Source organism: Paenibacillus sp. N22P23, assembly GCF_059383735.1.
Genome location: NZ_JBXENT010000002.1, coordinates 590,977 through 606,824, shown reverse-complemented (window position 1 = coordinate 606,824; position 15,848 = coordinate 590,977). Strand labels below are relative to the sequence as shown.

Genomic DNA, 15,848 nt, shown 5'->3' with positions numbered 1-15,848 from the left:
GGTAGGAGTCAGCTGCCATTTGATAGGCTCAGTTCATAGCTTTGAATCTATATGATATAACGGTTTATATATTATACAGGGATACTCTCAATAACTATAATTAGATCAACTCTGCGACTTACAAAACTAGCCGTATCAAACTCCCGATAAGGATGATTCCTCTTGTTCAAAAAACTACTGTTGTCCTTTGTCGTTTGCATAACCTCGTTAATCGTCATACTTACATCTGTTCTATTCTATAATTACAAAAGCTCGTCCATGGCACTATTGAAGGAATCGAATGTGGAAGTGCTTTCCAAAATCAGTTATAGCTCCGTGTACATGGATAATATGGTGAAGAAGTTTGGCCAATCGCTCTCACTTAACAATTACATCATTGCGTTTGCAAACAGCAACGCACTGGATATCATTATCACGGGCAATGCGATACGAACGCTGGACTCGTTAACGATTCCAAACACCTACATTTACTCGACCTACATCTATAACAGCAAAATCGATACGATCATTTCTTCGCCGCCGAGTACTTTTTTTGATACGCCACAATTCGCTGACCAAGAGGCTCTGAAGCTGATACACGAGGCGCATGCCAAGAAAGCTCCGGCCCTGTATCCGATCCCGCGTAAAATCAATAATCACAATGTATACACCTACATTCTCAATGACACCAGCGACAAATCCGGGAAGCTGACGAACTCGATTGTCCTGAATGTCGATGCCGATTGGCTGCGGCTCACGATTTCATCGCTAGGCAGTGAGAAGTCGAACAAGGACGGTGATATTCTCGTCTTTGACGAGGAAGGCACAATCGTTAGCCACCCATTGGCGAGTATGTTCTTACAGCAGGTCACGATGAAGTCCTATGCCAAAGAAATTGCAAGCTCCGCTGCGCCGTCAGGTACGTTCTTCGATAAAGTTGGTGGAAAGAAATACGTGGTTTCCTATGTTTCTTCATCTATATTGAAGTGGAAGTTTGTCAGCTTAACGCCTTACAGCGACGTATTTTCCAGTGTGCAGCGAAACGGCTGGATAACGCTTGTATTATGTCTGCTGGTTCTCGTTCTAGGCCTCATTCTCGCGTTTATCGCGTCTAAAAAGCTTAACCGGCCGTTCACCGTGCTGCAGGATAAAACAACGATGTTGGAGATTCAGAAACGCGACAGTGCAGCCGTCTTGAAAAACGAATTTCTAAAAAATATGATTTCGGCTCCTGCCGCACTCCCGCTCGAGAAAGTAATCGCGAGGGCGAAAGCGCTGAATTTTGATGTTTGCTTTACAAACAAAATGTTTATGTTTATTCTCCGTATCGATGCTTATCAAGACTTTGTCAGCAAATATAGCGAGAAGGACCGCGTTCTGCTCAAGTATTCCATCGAAAACATTACGAAAGAAATTACGTCTGCACACTACGAATGCGAAATCATCAGTCATGATTCCGATCAGCTTACAGTGCTTGTTGAATTGAATGATCAGGAAATCGATGAAATACGAATCTACGAGGCATTTCGCTCGATCGTCGCAGAAATACAAGACAGTATCAAGCAATATGTCCATTTATCCGTTTCAGGGACACTTGGTTATAGGATCAACGCTTACGACCAGATGAAGCTTATTTATGAGGAAGTGTTAAATCTCTCCAAATACCGGTTGATCTACGGCCATCAGAGCCTCATTTCGCCGGAAATTCTGGAGCAGATTGACGAAGGCCCGTATTTTCTCCCTGCTTCCAAAGAAAAGCAGTTGCTTGATGCATTAAGACTAGGCAGCGGAGAAACGGCTAAGGAAATATATCGAGACATCATGCATGCTATTGCGCTTACGACGTACGACAACATTATCAAATCTACACTATATCTGGCATTCTCAGTCTACAATTCTCTGCAGCGTTATCAAGACGATAGCAGCGCCCGGATCAATAGGGTTACGCTGGAATTCCTCAATCACATATCGACGTTCGAGACATTGGAGCAAATCGAACAAAACTTTTGCGAGATGATTGATGAGATCATTCTTCTAAAAGATGAAAATAAGGATAAAAAGAAGCATGAAATCATCCACAATGTTGTCGGACTCATTCAAACCAATTATCCGGATATGAACCTCTCGCTGAACAGCTTGGCGGAGAAGCTCTCGGTTTCAGCGATTCATCTTGGCAAGCGGTTCAAAAACGTAACAGGCAAATCTGTCGCTGACTATATCACCATGATTCGGATGGAACAAATTAAAACCTATTTGGAGACAACAACGCTCCCCATCAATGACATCCTGGAGAAATGCGGCATCGAGAAGTCAAATTATTTCTATACGTCTTTCAAGAAATATTTTGGCGTCTCCCTTACAGAGTACCGGCTAACTATGATTAATAAGCCTTCAGAGACTGAAATGAAGTAAACGCTTGATCCCCTTAAGAGGGGATTTTTTTATGAGTAAAATCCACTTTTCGAAGAACGATCCATTTTTTAGAGACGGTTTTCATCCAGAAATCGGTGTGGTTTCGATTTTTCATTGTTTTCAGGGTCTATGCAATGATCGTATGCTGAGCCTATCAAACCGCTGCTGCAGCACGTGGAGGAGGAAGACCATGCAAGGCGCAAAAGGTAGAAGATCCACCATACCGATCTTAAGCGAGCTGATCAGAAACAAAACGTTCTATATGATGATGCTGCCCGGGTTGCTGTTCATCCTTGTGATGTATTACCTGCCGATGATCGGCGTAGTCATCGCATTTCAGCAATTCAATCCTTTTAAAGGAATAACCGGGAGCCCGTGGATCGGGTTCGACAATTTCAAGTTCATGTTCTCGTCGGACACCGTCCTGCAAGTTACCTTGAACACAATTGTGTACAATTTGGTGTTCCTTGTCACCGGAATTGGGCTTGCGCTTATCATCGCCATACTTATCAACAGTATCGGCAACCGCCTGCTGGCCGGGGCCTACAAAAGCATTCTGCTTCTGCCTTACCTGTTGTCATGGGTCGTTGCGGAGTACCTGCTTTTCTCGTTTCTAAGCATGGATAAAGGCATACTGAATCAACTGCTCGGCTCGTTTGGCATCGAATCGATACAGTGGTATTCGGAGCCGTTCTATTGGAGATTCATTTTGCCGGCTGCTTATATATGGAAGAATGTAGGGTACTTCGCGGTCATATTCGCGGCAGGCATCGCCAGTATTTCTTCCGAGTATTATGAAGCTGCCGAGCTGGATGGGGCAACGAAATTTCAACAAGCGCTGCGCATTACGATTCCGATGCTGACACCGATCACGATCACGCTTGTTCTGCTGCAAGCAGGCAAGATGTTCTATGGTGCATTCGGCGACTGGGGGATGTTCTTCAATCTTCCCATGCAATCCGGCGTGCTGTATGGAGCGACCGATGTCATTGATACCTATATCTATCGCTCGCTCAAGACAATGGGTGATTTCGGGATGTCATCCGCGGCAGGCTTGTACCAATCCGTCGTAGGGTTCGTGCTCGTTCTTGCATCCAATGCCATCATTCGCTTGTACGACCGTGACAGCGCGCTATTCTAGGGGGGATACGGTGAAATCATTTTCGCTATCGAAAATTATTCTGAATGCCGGATTTATGATTTATTCCACGATCTGCATCATTCCGCTGCTCGTGATCTTATCGACCTCGCTGTCGCAAGAAGAGTCGATATTCCAAGAGGGCTATGGCCTTATTCCGAAGTCCTTCAGCCTGAAGGCTTACGAGTACATTCTAATGGGAAATTCGCCGATTATGCATGCTTATCTGGTGACCATTGCGGTGACGATAACCGGGACGCTGCTGCATCTGATTATATCTTCCATGTTTGCGTACACGCTCTCCAGAAATGAAGTCAAGTACCGTAATATCGTATCGTTTCTGGTTGTCTTCTGCCTGCTGTTTAACGGAGGCCTAGTACCCTGGTACATTCTATTATCGAAGTATCTGCACCTGAAAGATACGTTCTTCGTGCTCATCTTTCCGTACCTGGTGTCATCGGTCAATGTGCTGATCATGCGGAACTTCTTCAAAGGAATTCCGGATGAAATCATTGAATCTGCGAGAATTGACGGTTCCGGCGAATTTAACACTTTCTTGAAGCTGGTGGTGCCGTTATCCACACCGGTACTGGCTACAATCGCTCTATTCGTCGGAGTGTTCTTCTGGAACGACTGGTTCACAGCAGCGATCATGGTGGAGAACAGTAAGTTGTACACGCTTCAGTTTCTTCTCCAGTCCATCATGAACAACATTGCCTATCTGCAAGGCAATTCGCTGGTTGAAGATATCGCGGCGAATTTACCTGACGAAACAGCCCGGATGGCGACCTGCGTGCTCGCCGTTGGGCCGATTATAATTGCCTATCCTTACCTTCAGCGTTATTTCGTGAAGGGGCTCACTTTGGGAGCCGTTAAATCGTAAGCCGCCACGGCTATACCAGGCTTCAGCCTGATGCAGCATATAAACAAATAAAACGGAGGTCAATCGAATGAAAAAAGCAAAGAGCAAGATTACACTGGTTACAGCAGCTTGTCTCATGTCCACGTTTCTTCTATCCGGCTGCGGCTCATCGAACAATAATGCGAGCGAAGCCAATGCAAAGAATGAATCTGCCTCATCAACCAATAACACGGCTGCTGCGAATTCCTCGGATACTTCCGATAACGCTTCAAGCAACAATTCAAGCAACACGAGCACTGCCACTGAAGAACCGAAGCTTGAGCACGTTGATCTCACGTATTATTTTGTGAACTCACCGCAGGCTGACTTGGCAACGGTAGAAACGGAGCTAAATAAGCTTGTAGAGCCTAAAATCAATGCCACCGTTCATTTAAAGCTGGTTGATTGGGCTGCGTACGACGAGAAAATGAAGCTCGTGAACGCTTCCGGCGAGCCGTATGACTTGGCCTTTACTGCAACATGGACGAATAATTTTTACCAGAATGTAGCGAATGGTGCGTTCGCTCCAATTGACGACCTTCTCGATAAATATGCGCCTGATACAAAAACCGGAGTACCTGACACGTTCTGGAAAACGGTAAAGGTGAAGGGCCAAACCTATGGTGTGCCGAACTTCCAGCAGTCAACGGCAGGCTACGGTTACCTCATTCAGAAGACCGTTGCCGATAAGTACAATCTGGATTGGAAATCCATTAAGAGCTTGAAGGAGTTAACGCCATTCCTGGAAACGATTAAGGCGAATGAAAAAACGCTGATCCCGTTCGGCTACAGCCAGCCGCAGGATCCGTTCCTACTGGCAACGCCGATGTTCGGCTTCGAATCGCTCGGGGATACCAAGACGCCGGGCTGGCTCTATCTGAATGACGGCAATAAGGTTGTCAACCAATATGAATCACAAGAGTTTAGCGATTATGTCCACATGATGAGAGACTGGTACACGAAGGGCTATGTGCGTAAAGATGCTCCAACGTTAAAAGATGGCTCTGCCGATGCCAAAGCCGGCAAAAATGCAACTACAATCGGTCAAATTGATATCGATACGTTGGCATATGAAGCAGTTGGCATGCAAGCAGGCGGCCGCATGAGCAACGCAAACAAAGATATTCAGTCCTATGATCTGCAATTCGTGAAACCGCTGCTTACAACGGATAAAGCTGCGGCAACGATCACGGCTATTTCCGCGAACTCGCCAAACAAAGAGCGTGCGATGATGTTCATTAACCTGCTGAACACGGACTCACAAATTTATAACTTGATCGTATGGGGCGTAGAAGGCAAACATTACAAGAAAGTAGCGGACAACCGGATCGAAACGATCAAGGATGGCGGGTATGCAACGTTCTCAGGCTGGGAGTTCGGGAACATGACCCAAACATTTTACTCTGAGGGCGACCCGCAAGGTGCTGAAGTTGACGGTAAAGGCACCAAGCTATGGGCTGATCTGAATCGCAATGCAGCGCCTTCCAATGCGCTTGGCTTCGTATTCGACTTTACGCCGGTGAAAACCGAGAAAGCTAATTGTGATGCGGTTATTGATGAGCTTTATTATGCAATTGCTTCCGGCTCCGTTGACCCGGACAAATATTTGCCGCAATTTATCGATCGAATGAAGAAAGCCGGCGCTGACAAAATCATCGCGGAGAAGCAGAAGCAATTGGATGAGTGGAGAGCGGCTAATCAGTAACAAGAAGGATGAATGAGGCTTTCTCTTCATAGAGAAAGCCTTTTTAATAGGAAGGGGAATACGAATCATGAAGAAGATAACGGCAGCATTAATCGGAGCAGGACAGAGAGGAGCGGGAGCTTACGCACCTTATGCACTGGAGTATCCGGATGAACTTCAATTTGTCGCCGTAGCAGATGTGGATCGCAGCCGGAGGGATGACTTTCAGCGAACACATGATATTCCAGAGGGGAATTGTTATTCGAGCTGGGAGGATTTGCTCAGCAAACCGAAGCTGGCCGATGCCATATTGATCTGTACGCAAGATAAAATGCATTTTCAACCTGCGATACAGGCTTTGGAGAAAGGCTACCATGTCCTATTGGAAAAACCCATGTCTCCGGATCCGCTCGAATGCATGCTGATGGGGGAGTATGCAGAGAAGCATAACCGCGTCTTCTCGATTTGCCATGTTCTGCGCTATACGGATTTCTTTGCGACGATCAAACGGCTCATCGCAGATGGCCGAATCGGAAGACTCGTATCGATCCAGCATACAGAGAACGTGGAACACAGGCACCAGGCTCACAGCTTTGTCAGAGGGAATTGGAGAAACGCCGAAGAGTCCAGTCCTATGATTCTAGCGAAAAGCTGTCACGATATGGACATTCTAGCTTGGCTCGTGGATGCGGAATGCACCAAAGTGTCTTCCTTCGGCTCTCTAACCCATTTTCGTTCAGAGAATGCGCCGGCAGGTGCGCCTAAGAGATGCATCGACGGCTGTCCGGTTCAGGATGAATGCCCTTATTATGCCCCTAAGATGTATATCGAAAGGGGAGGATTGGAAGGTGAAATCCTTCGATCGATTGTCAGCAGCAGCGACACAAGCGACGAGGGAATGCTGAAAGCGTTGAAGGAAGGCCCTTACGGACGCTGCGTCTACCACTGCGATAATAACGTCGTGGATCATCAGGTGGTGAATTTGGAATTTGCAAACGAGGTCACGGTAGCCTTCACAATGACTGCCTTTACGTATGAAGGCGGCCGTTCGGTGAAGCTTATGGGAACGCAGGGTCAAATCAGGGCGGACATGGAGAAGAACGTCATCGAAGTGACGAGCTTCATTACGAGGGAGCGAGAGACGATTCATCTGGATGCAGATATTGCCGGACATGGCGGCGGAGATACAGGCATTATGCGGGATTTCGTTCGACTGGTTCAGAGCGATGGGAAGGTAAAGGGGCTCACGGAAGCGAGAGTGTCGGTACAAAGTCATTTGATGGCTTTTGCAGCGGAGCAATCTCGGCTTGATAGCAGAGTGGTCCTACTTTCCGAATATATGGACGAATTAACCAGAGGTTTGAACGTAAACATGTAGATGGAGGCAGCAAATGGAGAGAATGGCCATCGGTGTCGATATCGGCGGAACAAATTTGAAGATGGGGCTTGTGAGCAACCGAGGCCGAATCATCGCCGATCATTCCATTCCCTTGCCACGCAATAAGGATAATAAGGCGGATGTTGCGCTCATTAGCCAACAAATAGCCGATTTTATCATGATGCTGGGGACGGAAAAGGATCAGTTGGCAGGTGTGGGGATCGCCTCTCCGGGAATCGTGGACGCAAGGCGAGGCATCGTGAATGATGCCGTGAATCTAGGCTGGCAGCAGGTACCGCTATCAGCAATTATGCAGGATAAGCTTCAGCTTCCTGTGCGACTGACTTGCGATGCGGTTGCCGGCGCTCAAGGGGAAAGAAAGTTTGGCGCCGGTATCGGCATGGACAACTTTCTTTATCTATGTATTGGAACTGGCGTCGGAGCCAGCTTGATTGTGGGCCAAAGGATGTTTGAAGGTGGATGGGGACCGATTCTCAATATTGGACATACGAGCATCATCCCGGACGGCAAGCCGTGTAAATGCGGAAATCGTGGCTGCTTGGAAGCTTACGTATCCGCAGCGGCAATGGAAGCAAACACCGGCCTGGACGCCTATCAAGTCTATAAAGCGGCTCATCATGGTGATCTATATGCAAAGAAGCTGTTTCAGGATGCCGGCGTGCTGCTTGGAATCAGCTTGGTCAATTGCATGCATTTATTTGGTATAGGAAAGGTCATCATCGGCGGAGGCTTTAGCCAAGCGGGCAGTTTACTGTTCGATTCGGTACGGGCGACCGCGACGGAACGCATACCGGCCTTGAATTTGCTGCACGTACATATCGCGCAAGCTGCCTTTCCGACAACGGCTGGTATCTTGGGTGCTGCGGCATTGCTATTCAAACCTGAATAAGAGGTGAATGAGATGTTACTGAATCAATATATCCGAAATGTGCAGGAGCAGCTCGATCGCATTCTCGAGACTCAACAAGGGAAGATAAGGGAAATCGCAGTTCTACTTGCAGATTCCATCGCAGCGGGAGGAATTATGCACGTGTTCGGGAGCGGGCACTCCCATATGATTGCAGAAGACGTGTTTCATCGCGCCGGAGGCCTCGCCTGCGTAAACGCGATGCTGGAGCCGTCCTTAATGGAGCTGAACGTTGGAAGGGCAACTTTATTGGAAAGGTTGCCGGGTTACGCGGAGGTGCTGCTGACCGGATATGATCTGCGCCCCGGCGAAATTATCGTCGTCGTATCCAATTCCGGGATAAACGCTGTCCCGATTGAAGTTGCGCTGGCTTGCAAGCAGCGAGGACTGTATGTCGTCGCGATGACCAACATGGACCATTCGATGAGGACGGCATCACGTCATGAAAGCGGCAAAAAACTGCATGAGGTCGCCGACATCGTGCTTGATAATTGCGGCGTATACGGCGATGCCGTATTGTCATACGATGACAGCGGGCAACAAGTGGGAGCGACATCGACGATTGGCGGCATTGCGCTCATCCAAGCGCTTACTGTGGCAGTCGTCGAGGAGCTGCAGACAAGCGGCTTTGAGCCGCCGGTATTAGTAAGCGCCAACCGAGATGGAGGAGACGGGCACAATAGGGAGCTCATCGACCGTTATCGGAACCGGATACGTTATTTATGAAGTATCCTGTAGTTGCCCCCGTTAATTCGGGGGCTGTTTTGTTGTCTTTTCTCGTTATTGCAAATGCTTTCGCCATTCGCTGGGGGACCTGCCAATCAGTTTCTTAAACACGGTCGAGAAGTGCTGGCTGGTCTCATAACCGAGCTTAAGCGCTATTTCTGTAATGGAAATGTCTTGCCTCAAGAGTACGCAGGCATGTTCCATCCTTGTTCGTATCATATAAGCAGCGGGAGACTCCCCGTAAATGCGATAAAACAATTTATAGAAGTGTGACGAACTCACCTGTACAGCTTTGGCCATGTCCGCGATAGAGAAGCGTAACTCGGGGGATTGAACCATTTGATTGACAGCCTGTATGACGGCCTCCTGAAGTTCGACCTCGTTGGTTTTGGAATGATCCGGATGCAGTATTCTTAATACAATATCCAATAACTGGTGACGTGCAAACAAGGTTGGATTCTGACTTTCCGCTTCTAAAGTGGACTTCAACCGCATGAATTGCTCTTGCACGTGTTGATCCGCACGAAATACTCTAGGGAGCTTCGATATGAGATCTATCACGACTTCACGATCTGAGTTACTGAGGCCGAACCAATCTAGGTTGTCTAGGGGATCCTCCAGGATAAACCACCAGATTCGGCTCGGTTCCATATGATCAAACCGCGCTTTATGCAGCTCGCCTGGTCGCGTATAAAACCATTGCCCTGCATGGGTAGGGTATAAAACGCCGTTCACCTCCCATGTCACGCTGCCGTGCTCCATATAAACAAACTCATACCCATGATTATGGAGATGCAGTGGAATTGGATAGGCTTCTGCATACTTCTGATAGCCGAGTAATAGCAGCTCTGGTACGAGACTTATTCGATTCTCGTCTTCATTGATTTCATTTTCATAGTGGACGGGATATACCCAGCGCTGCCGGGCAGCAAGTTGTTTTCTCATGTTTCAAATCCTATTCGATGTAATCTGGGAAGTCAATAAAGAAACAATCAAGTAATATTGAAGTAATGGAAGGGACCTATAAAATTCAGCTTAGGAGTGGTGAGATGGATAATATCGTAACGCGGGATTACAGCATCACAGGACCCGAACGTGCGAAAGCACAAGAGAAAGGGCTAATTCAAGCGAATTGGTATCAATGCCCGGTTCCACGCAAGCGCATGAAAGAACTCACCGCTAGGAGAAATCTTCCTGCCATACGCGACACGCTGCTCTGGTTCGCATTGCTCGGTGCACTAGGTTATCTTGCTTATTTATCTTGGGGAACTTGGTTTGCGATACCGGTCTTTCTCGTCTATGGAACGGTTTATTCCGTATCCGCGATCTCAAGATGGCATGAATTCAGTCATGGTACACCATTTCGAACGGCATGGCTCAACGAAGTAATGTATCAGTTCTGTTCGTTCCTGACCCTTACGCTCGGGACGGGTTATCGATGGTCCCACGTAAGGCACCATACGGATACAATCATTGTAGGAAGCGATCCGGAAATTGCTACCACTCGTCCACCGAATTTGGTTGCCCTGATTCGATACGGAATCATACGTCTGAATACCATTCATCAAGCTATCAAATATTTTTTTACCCATGCTATCGGTCGTCTAAGTGATGCCGAGAAGGAATTGATCCCACCTTCCGAGCGGAGGAAGATTTATTGGGAAGCGCGAATTACGCTGCTGCTCTATATTGGAATCATTGGGTTTTGCATTTATATCCAGAGCATTCTGCCGCTCATGTTTATCGGATTGCCCGCGTTTTATGGATTCTATCTCATATCTACTCTTTCTGTCATGCAGCATACGGGTCTTTATGAAGATACAACTGATCATAGACTTTGTGTCCGAACCTTCTATACGAATCGTTTATTAAGGTTTATCTACACCAACATGAATTACCACATGGAACATCACATGTTTCCGATGGTCCCCTACTATAACCTTCCTAAACTGCATGAAGAAATCAAAAGCGACTGTCCGGCAGCAGCCCCGAGCTTTTGGTCCGCTTTCAGCGAAACGCTATATGCGCTTGTTAAGATCCAGTATGAACCGGACTATGTGGTTCCCAAATACCGCGAGTTCGCCGAACGTATATCGAAATCGAACCCCCCTATACCTGAGGGGAAAAATGAATCTGCCTAACCGGAGGAAATGTCATGAATGAATGGATAGAAGTGGGAGCGGTCGATGATATCGATGAGGAGGACGTGATCCGCTTTGATTATGCCGATCGAACCTTTGCCGTTTATCGCTCTGACAAGAGCAAATTTTATGCGACTGATGGGTATTGCACGCATGAAAAGTTTCATCTTGCGGATGGTTTAGTAATGGGCAGCATCATCGAATGCCCGAAGCATAATGGCCGATTTGATTACACAACAGGCGCTGCAAAGCGCAAGCCGGTATGCGTAGATTTGAAGACGTACCCGGTAAAGATTGAAGATGATAAAATCTTCATCCAGATCGACTAAGAATAGCTTTGGAGCTATATCTTATGACTTTTTATGTATTATACATGAGTACACTAATTCCCTATACTTAGAGAAATTCACTAATCCCAATAGGTGGCGAGTGCATTGGATGATTCTGTATTAGATTTTTACGACGACCTGGCTGAAGATTACCACCTTATTTTCGTGGATTGGAATCATGCTATTTCCTGGCAGGGCGAGGTTTTAAGCAAAATCATACATTCCAAAATCGTGAATCATGGCCAAGGAGGCGTCAAGCTTCTCGACTGTTCCTGCGGGATTGGCACGCAAGCAATTGGACTTGCGAATCATGGATTTGAAGTAACGGGTACTGATCTAAGTCCGGTTTCGATAGAGAGAGCAGCACAAGAGGCAGCAGCTTTCGGAGTTTCAATCACATTTGGGGTCGCTGATTTTCGTTCGTTGAATCTTGCTGTCCCCGGCCTTTTTGAAGTCGTTCTATCCGCAGATAATGCTGTCCCACATCTCCTGACGGATGAGGATTTAGTTCTCGCTTTGAGCAATATGTATGCGAAAGTTAAAAATGACGGCGTTCTTCTCCTCACATTGAGGGATTACGATGAACTGGTGAAAGAAAAGCCCAGAGCTACTGAGCCGCGTATTTTCGATAATGGTAAGCGCATGGTCTTTCAGGTTTGGGATTGGGCAGATGATGCACGAACCTATCAGACCAACCATTTTATTATGCAGGAAATAGATGGGCACTGGATAACAAAGCATAATAAAACAAGGTACCGAGCTTTATTACGTGAAGAATTAACTACCATCTTGATTAGAGTAGGATTCTCTGATATCGAGTGGTGTATGCCATCCGAATCCGGCTATTACCAGCCTATAGTAACTGCGAGAAAATAGTTCAAAAGACCGCCTATTCATAAGGCGGTTTTTTTCAGATACAACCACAAAGGGGAGTTCTGCATGATTAAAGCGCTAGTCGTAGATGATGAGAAACTAGCCAGGAAAGGCTTTATTTCAATCGTACCCTGGGAGCAATTTCGGATTGAAATTGTTGGTGAAGCTGTCAACGGGAAAATAGCGCTCGAGTTCATGCAGCATAATCAGGTTGACCTTATCTTTATAGATTTGACCATGCCGATTATGAATGGCATTGAGCTTATGAAAGCCATCCGGGAGAGATTTCACCATACAAGAATGGTTGTGCTTACCTGCCACCAAGACTTTGACTACATTCAAGAGGCACTGCGCTTAGGTGCTTTGGATTATATCGTAAAGACGCAGCTCGATACAGAGAAGATCGAAGATATCATCTCTCGAATCGTGGACCGTATTGGTTACGAGAGTACTAGCTCGTACCGAAATGAGAAGCCGGGGAGCCGGCAGTATGGGCTGCTTGTTAATGTCGAAGCTGCCGTCACACAGCATCACTGTGCATTCCCGGGCGAAATAAACGGATCAGAGCATGTTTATGATGTATGCAGCGGAATATGGTTGTTACGCAAGGAGAGTCATGAAATCGACTTCACCATCCAACAATTTGTAACCCATCATCAGAATTGGATATGGGCGGATATTGAAGGTGTAAATCAAGAATCGGTTAACGCGATCAGCCAAGCAATCCGCTCAGCGGCTCCAGGGCAGATCTATTATGACTTTCTGCCTGGACAACAAATGGGGATTATCTCGCTAAGCCTGCCGACATCTGACGAGACAACGCTCTCCAATGAATGGGACAAGTTGAACAACGAATGGAGAGATATGAACTGGATTTACAAAGAAGAAACATTCCAAGCAATTCTAGGGAGGATTGCTGAATTAAGACCCAATCGCGATACGCTCTTAAGGCTAATCGAGGAGCAACTCGTTCATTGGTTGCCCTTTTTAAGTGAGGATAAGCACATACAGGAGTATAAGAATGCCTTTAACTCCTGGCATCAAACCTCAGCATGGCTCACAGCCTTCAGAGAAGCGCTGCTGCAGAAAACGAATACGTTTCCATACTCCACAGATATTATCATCCTTGTCATGAAGGCCATTCGCCTTATCCATGAAAGCAGTGAGTATGATTTTAATCGCGATGAATTGGCGGCAAAGTTCTTAATGAGCGGCAGCTATTTCAGTCGATGCTTTAAAGATATCGTTGGGAAACCCTACAGCGAGTACTCCAAGCATTTACGTTTGGAGAAAGCGGTTGTCTTAATCGAGTCCACTCCGCTTCCGATCTATATGATTGCGGAGAAAACCGGCTTTCAGGACGAGAAGTATTTTAGCCGAGTGTTCTTCAGACAGTTCGGGAGAAACCCGCTGGATCATCGAAAGCAATTCGGGATGAAAAGCGGGAGGACAATGTGAAATCACTCTTACCCAAACAAAGAAGAGCACAATCGCTCAAAAAGAAACTCATCCTCATTCTGCTGCTCAGCGCATTCATCCCGTTAGCTTTGATAGGATGGGTATCGTATCGATCCATTGAAGAAATCACGAACAAGAAAATTGAAAGCGGTTTATTCAATTCACTCAATCAGGGCAGCTATAACCTGAACAGTACATTGAATAATATGGATTACGCTTCGCTTCAGCTCACCAATGAAGGCAACGTCGGTCAGAAATTAACGGATTATTTGACGACGGAGAGCATTTATCAGCAAATGGAGCTGAATCAAGATATCCAGCAAAACTTAAATCTTGTTAACTTTACCAATCCTAATCTAGGCGTTATGTTTTATTATTTTCCGAAGAAGAACGAGATAAAGTTCGAGAATTTGATGGTAGAACCGGGCTTCAGCTTCGACAAGCTGCCACGACTGGCAGCAGGGAAAGCCGTTACTTTCTACGGACCTCATGAAACGCTGTACCGGTATGGGAAGAAGAAGATCGTATTTTCTTTGGTACGTCCTGTGTATTTAACGGGAGAAAACCAAGTGTACTTGTACGTGGAAACGAATAATAAATTGTTCGAGCAAATCATGGACAAGCAGCAATATGGCATGAAGGCTTCGAATGTATTGATCAATGATCAAGGAAGCATTGTTTACAGCGATTTTCCGGAGAAATTTCAGCTCGGGGAACAATATGCGATTTCCGGCACGTCCGGCACTTTTAAAGAGAAGCACGGGGATTACTATCTGTTCGGGCAGCACAATGAGCAAGGCTGGAGCCTAATGGTCGTCATCGCAAAGCAAGATTTCGAGAGAGAATTCCATAAGTGGCTAATTAAATATATCTTGATTGGCTCCGGCAGCTTGTTTATCAGTCTGTTGTTTGCCTATGTGCTGTGGCGAACGGTTTATCTGCCCTTGAAGAAGGTCGGCCATGACATGCAGCTATTGGCAAGCAGCAAATTCGATTCCCCGGTGAACTACACCAATATTATTGAATTTGATATTCTCATGCAAAAGTCCTATCAAATGAGGACCCGGATTCAGGATCTGATTGGCGATATCGAGCAAAGAGAAACCAATAAGCGGCAATTAGAGGTTGAGAAGCTGCTTTACCAAATTAACCCGCACTTTATTCACAACACATTGAATACGATTCAATGGCTTGCCAGAAAGAAAGGGCAAACGGAGATCGACCAGTTTGTATCGGTTTTCACCCGCATTCTCCACTATAACCTTGGGAAAAAGGGAGAAATCGTCGCGCTCAGAGATGAAGTGGCAGCCATACATGACTATATCGCGCTTCAGCGCGTCAGGTACGATTGCGAATTCCAAGTGATTGCCGACATTGATGATGGACTGCTTGATACCGATGTTCCCAGATTCATCCTTCAACCGATTGTGGAAAATGCGCTTTATCACGGCTTAAGCGATGAGGATGGCAAAATATCGCTCAATATTCATAAGGTCAGCGATCATTATTTGATCATCGAAGTGATCGATAACGGAGAGGGTATGTCAGAAGACGAGATCGCCAAAGTCATGCTGGAAGAGAAGAATCCGCTGCGGGATTCGGGTCTGGGCATTGGACTCGACTATGTGAAGAGAGTCATTCATGCCCATTATGGCGATGACTGCAGGTTCTCGATCGACAGCCGGATCGGGCAAGGTACGACTGTAACGTTAATGGTGCCGCTGAACGTAACCACAGGTAAGAAATAGTATGAAAATGGTTACTGCAGGTGAGAAAATGAGATTTTCATTGGATAACAGAGTCAAATGATGAACCGAATTCTAACTAAGAACAGCAGGGTTCTCTCTCTACATTTACCACATCAAAGGTAAGATGAGGTCGTAGTGAAATAGTTCATCAAG

The 15,848-nt window shown here is 46.4% G+C and carries 13 protein-coding genes; 12 read left to right on the top strand and 1 reads right to left on the bottom strand.

What is annotated here, in order from left to right:
- Window positions 1-162: 162 nt before the first annotated feature.
- The 7 genes from AC506A_RS13340 to AC506A_RS13310 all read left to right on the top strand — a co-directional run bounded on the left by AC506A_RS13340 (window position 163) and on the right by AC506A_RS13310 (window position 9,146).
- Window positions 163-2,391 carry a helix-turn-helix domain-containing protein gene (locus tag AC506A_RS13340; protein ID WP_495461480.1) on the top strand — a complete coding sequence of 743 codons (2,229 nt, stop codon included), beginning with the start codon at window positions 163-165 and terminating at the stop codon, window positions 2,389-2,391.
- 190 nt (window positions 2,392-2,581) lie between these two features.
- A complete protein-coding gene (locus tag AC506A_RS13335; RefSeq protein WP_495461479.1) occupies window positions 2,582-3,532 on the top strand; it encodes an ABC transporter permease in 951 nt (316 codons plus the stop codon).
- Between the two features lie 10 nt (window positions 3,533-3,542).
- Window positions 3,543-4,412, top strand: coding sequence for a carbohydrate ABC transporter permease (locus AC506A_RS13330; RefSeq protein WP_495461478.1), 870 nt, complete (start codon window positions 3,543-3,545; stop codon window positions 4,410-4,412).
- Between the two features lie 67 nt (window positions 4,413-4,479).
- Entirely contained in the window at window positions 4,480-6,135 is a 1,656-nt protein-coding gene (locus AC506A_RS13325; protein ID WP_495461477.1) for an ABC transporter substrate-binding protein, read from the top strand.
- A 67-nt stretch (window positions 6,136-6,202) separates the two neighbouring features.
- Complete coding sequence (locus AC506A_RS13320) at window positions 6,203-7,492, top strand: Gfo/Idh/MocA family protein (RefSeq protein WP_495461476.1); 1,290 nt, start codon at window positions 6,203-6,205, stop codon at window positions 7,490-7,492.
- A gap of 13 nt (window positions 7,493-7,505) precedes the next feature.
- Window positions 7,506-8,402, top strand: a complete 897-nt coding sequence (locus AC506A_RS13315; RefSeq protein WP_495461475.1) for an ROK family protein — start codon at window positions 7,506-7,508, stop codon at window positions 8,400-8,402.
- A 12-nt stretch (window positions 8,403-8,414) separates the two neighbouring features.
- Entirely contained in the window at window positions 8,415-9,146 is a 732-nt protein-coding gene (locus AC506A_RS13310; protein ID WP_495461474.1) for a sugar isomerase domain-containing protein, read from the top strand.
- Window positions 9,147-9,200: 54 nt separating this feature from the next.
- Here AC506A_RS13310 and AC506A_RS13305 read toward each other — a convergent pair whose 3' ends face one another.
- A complete protein-coding gene (locus AC506A_RS13305) occupies window positions 9,201-10,091 on the bottom strand; it encodes a helix-turn-helix transcriptional regulator (RefSeq protein WP_495461473.1) in 891 nt (296 codons plus the stop codon).
- A gap of 104 nt (window positions 10,092-10,195) precedes the next feature.
- Here AC506A_RS13305 and AC506A_RS13300 point away from each other — a divergent pair, with 104 nt between their 5' ends.
- The 5 genes from AC506A_RS13300 (at window position 10,196) to AC506A_RS13280 (ending at window position 15,695) form a co-directional block, all read left to right on the top strand.
- Entirely contained in the window at window positions 10,196-11,287 is a 1,092-nt protein-coding gene (locus AC506A_RS13300) for a fatty acid desaturase (RefSeq protein WP_495461472.1), read from the top strand.
- A 14-nt stretch (window positions 11,288-11,301) separates the two neighbouring features.
- Window positions 11,302-11,616: a MocE family 2Fe-2S type ferredoxin gene (locus AC506A_RS13295; RefSeq protein WP_495461471.1), complete on the top strand. Its 315-nt coding sequence runs from the start codon at window positions 11,302-11,304 to the stop codon at window positions 11,614-11,616.
- 105 nt (window positions 11,617-11,721) lie between these two features.
- The gene (locus AC506A_RS13290; RefSeq protein WP_495461470.1) at window positions 11,722-12,492 is read left to right on the top strand and encodes a class I SAM-dependent methyltransferase; all 771 of its coding nucleotides are present in this window, start codon (window positions 11,722-11,724) and stop codon (window positions 12,490-12,492) included.
- Between the two features lie 63 nt (window positions 12,493-12,555).
- On the top strand, window positions 12,556-13,947 hold the full coding sequence (locus AC506A_RS13285; RefSeq protein ID WP_495461469.1) for a response regulator: 1,392 nt from the start codon (window positions 12,556-12,558) through the stop codon (window positions 13,945-13,947).
- Entirely contained in the window at window positions 13,944-15,695 is a 1,752-nt protein-coding gene (locus tag AC506A_RS13280; protein ID WP_495461468.1) for a cache domain-containing sensor histidine kinase, read from the top strand. Before AC506A_RS13285 ends, AC506A_RS13280 begins: the two co-directional genes overlap by 4 nt.
- The last annotated feature ends 153 nt before the right edge of the window (window positions 15,696-15,848 follow it).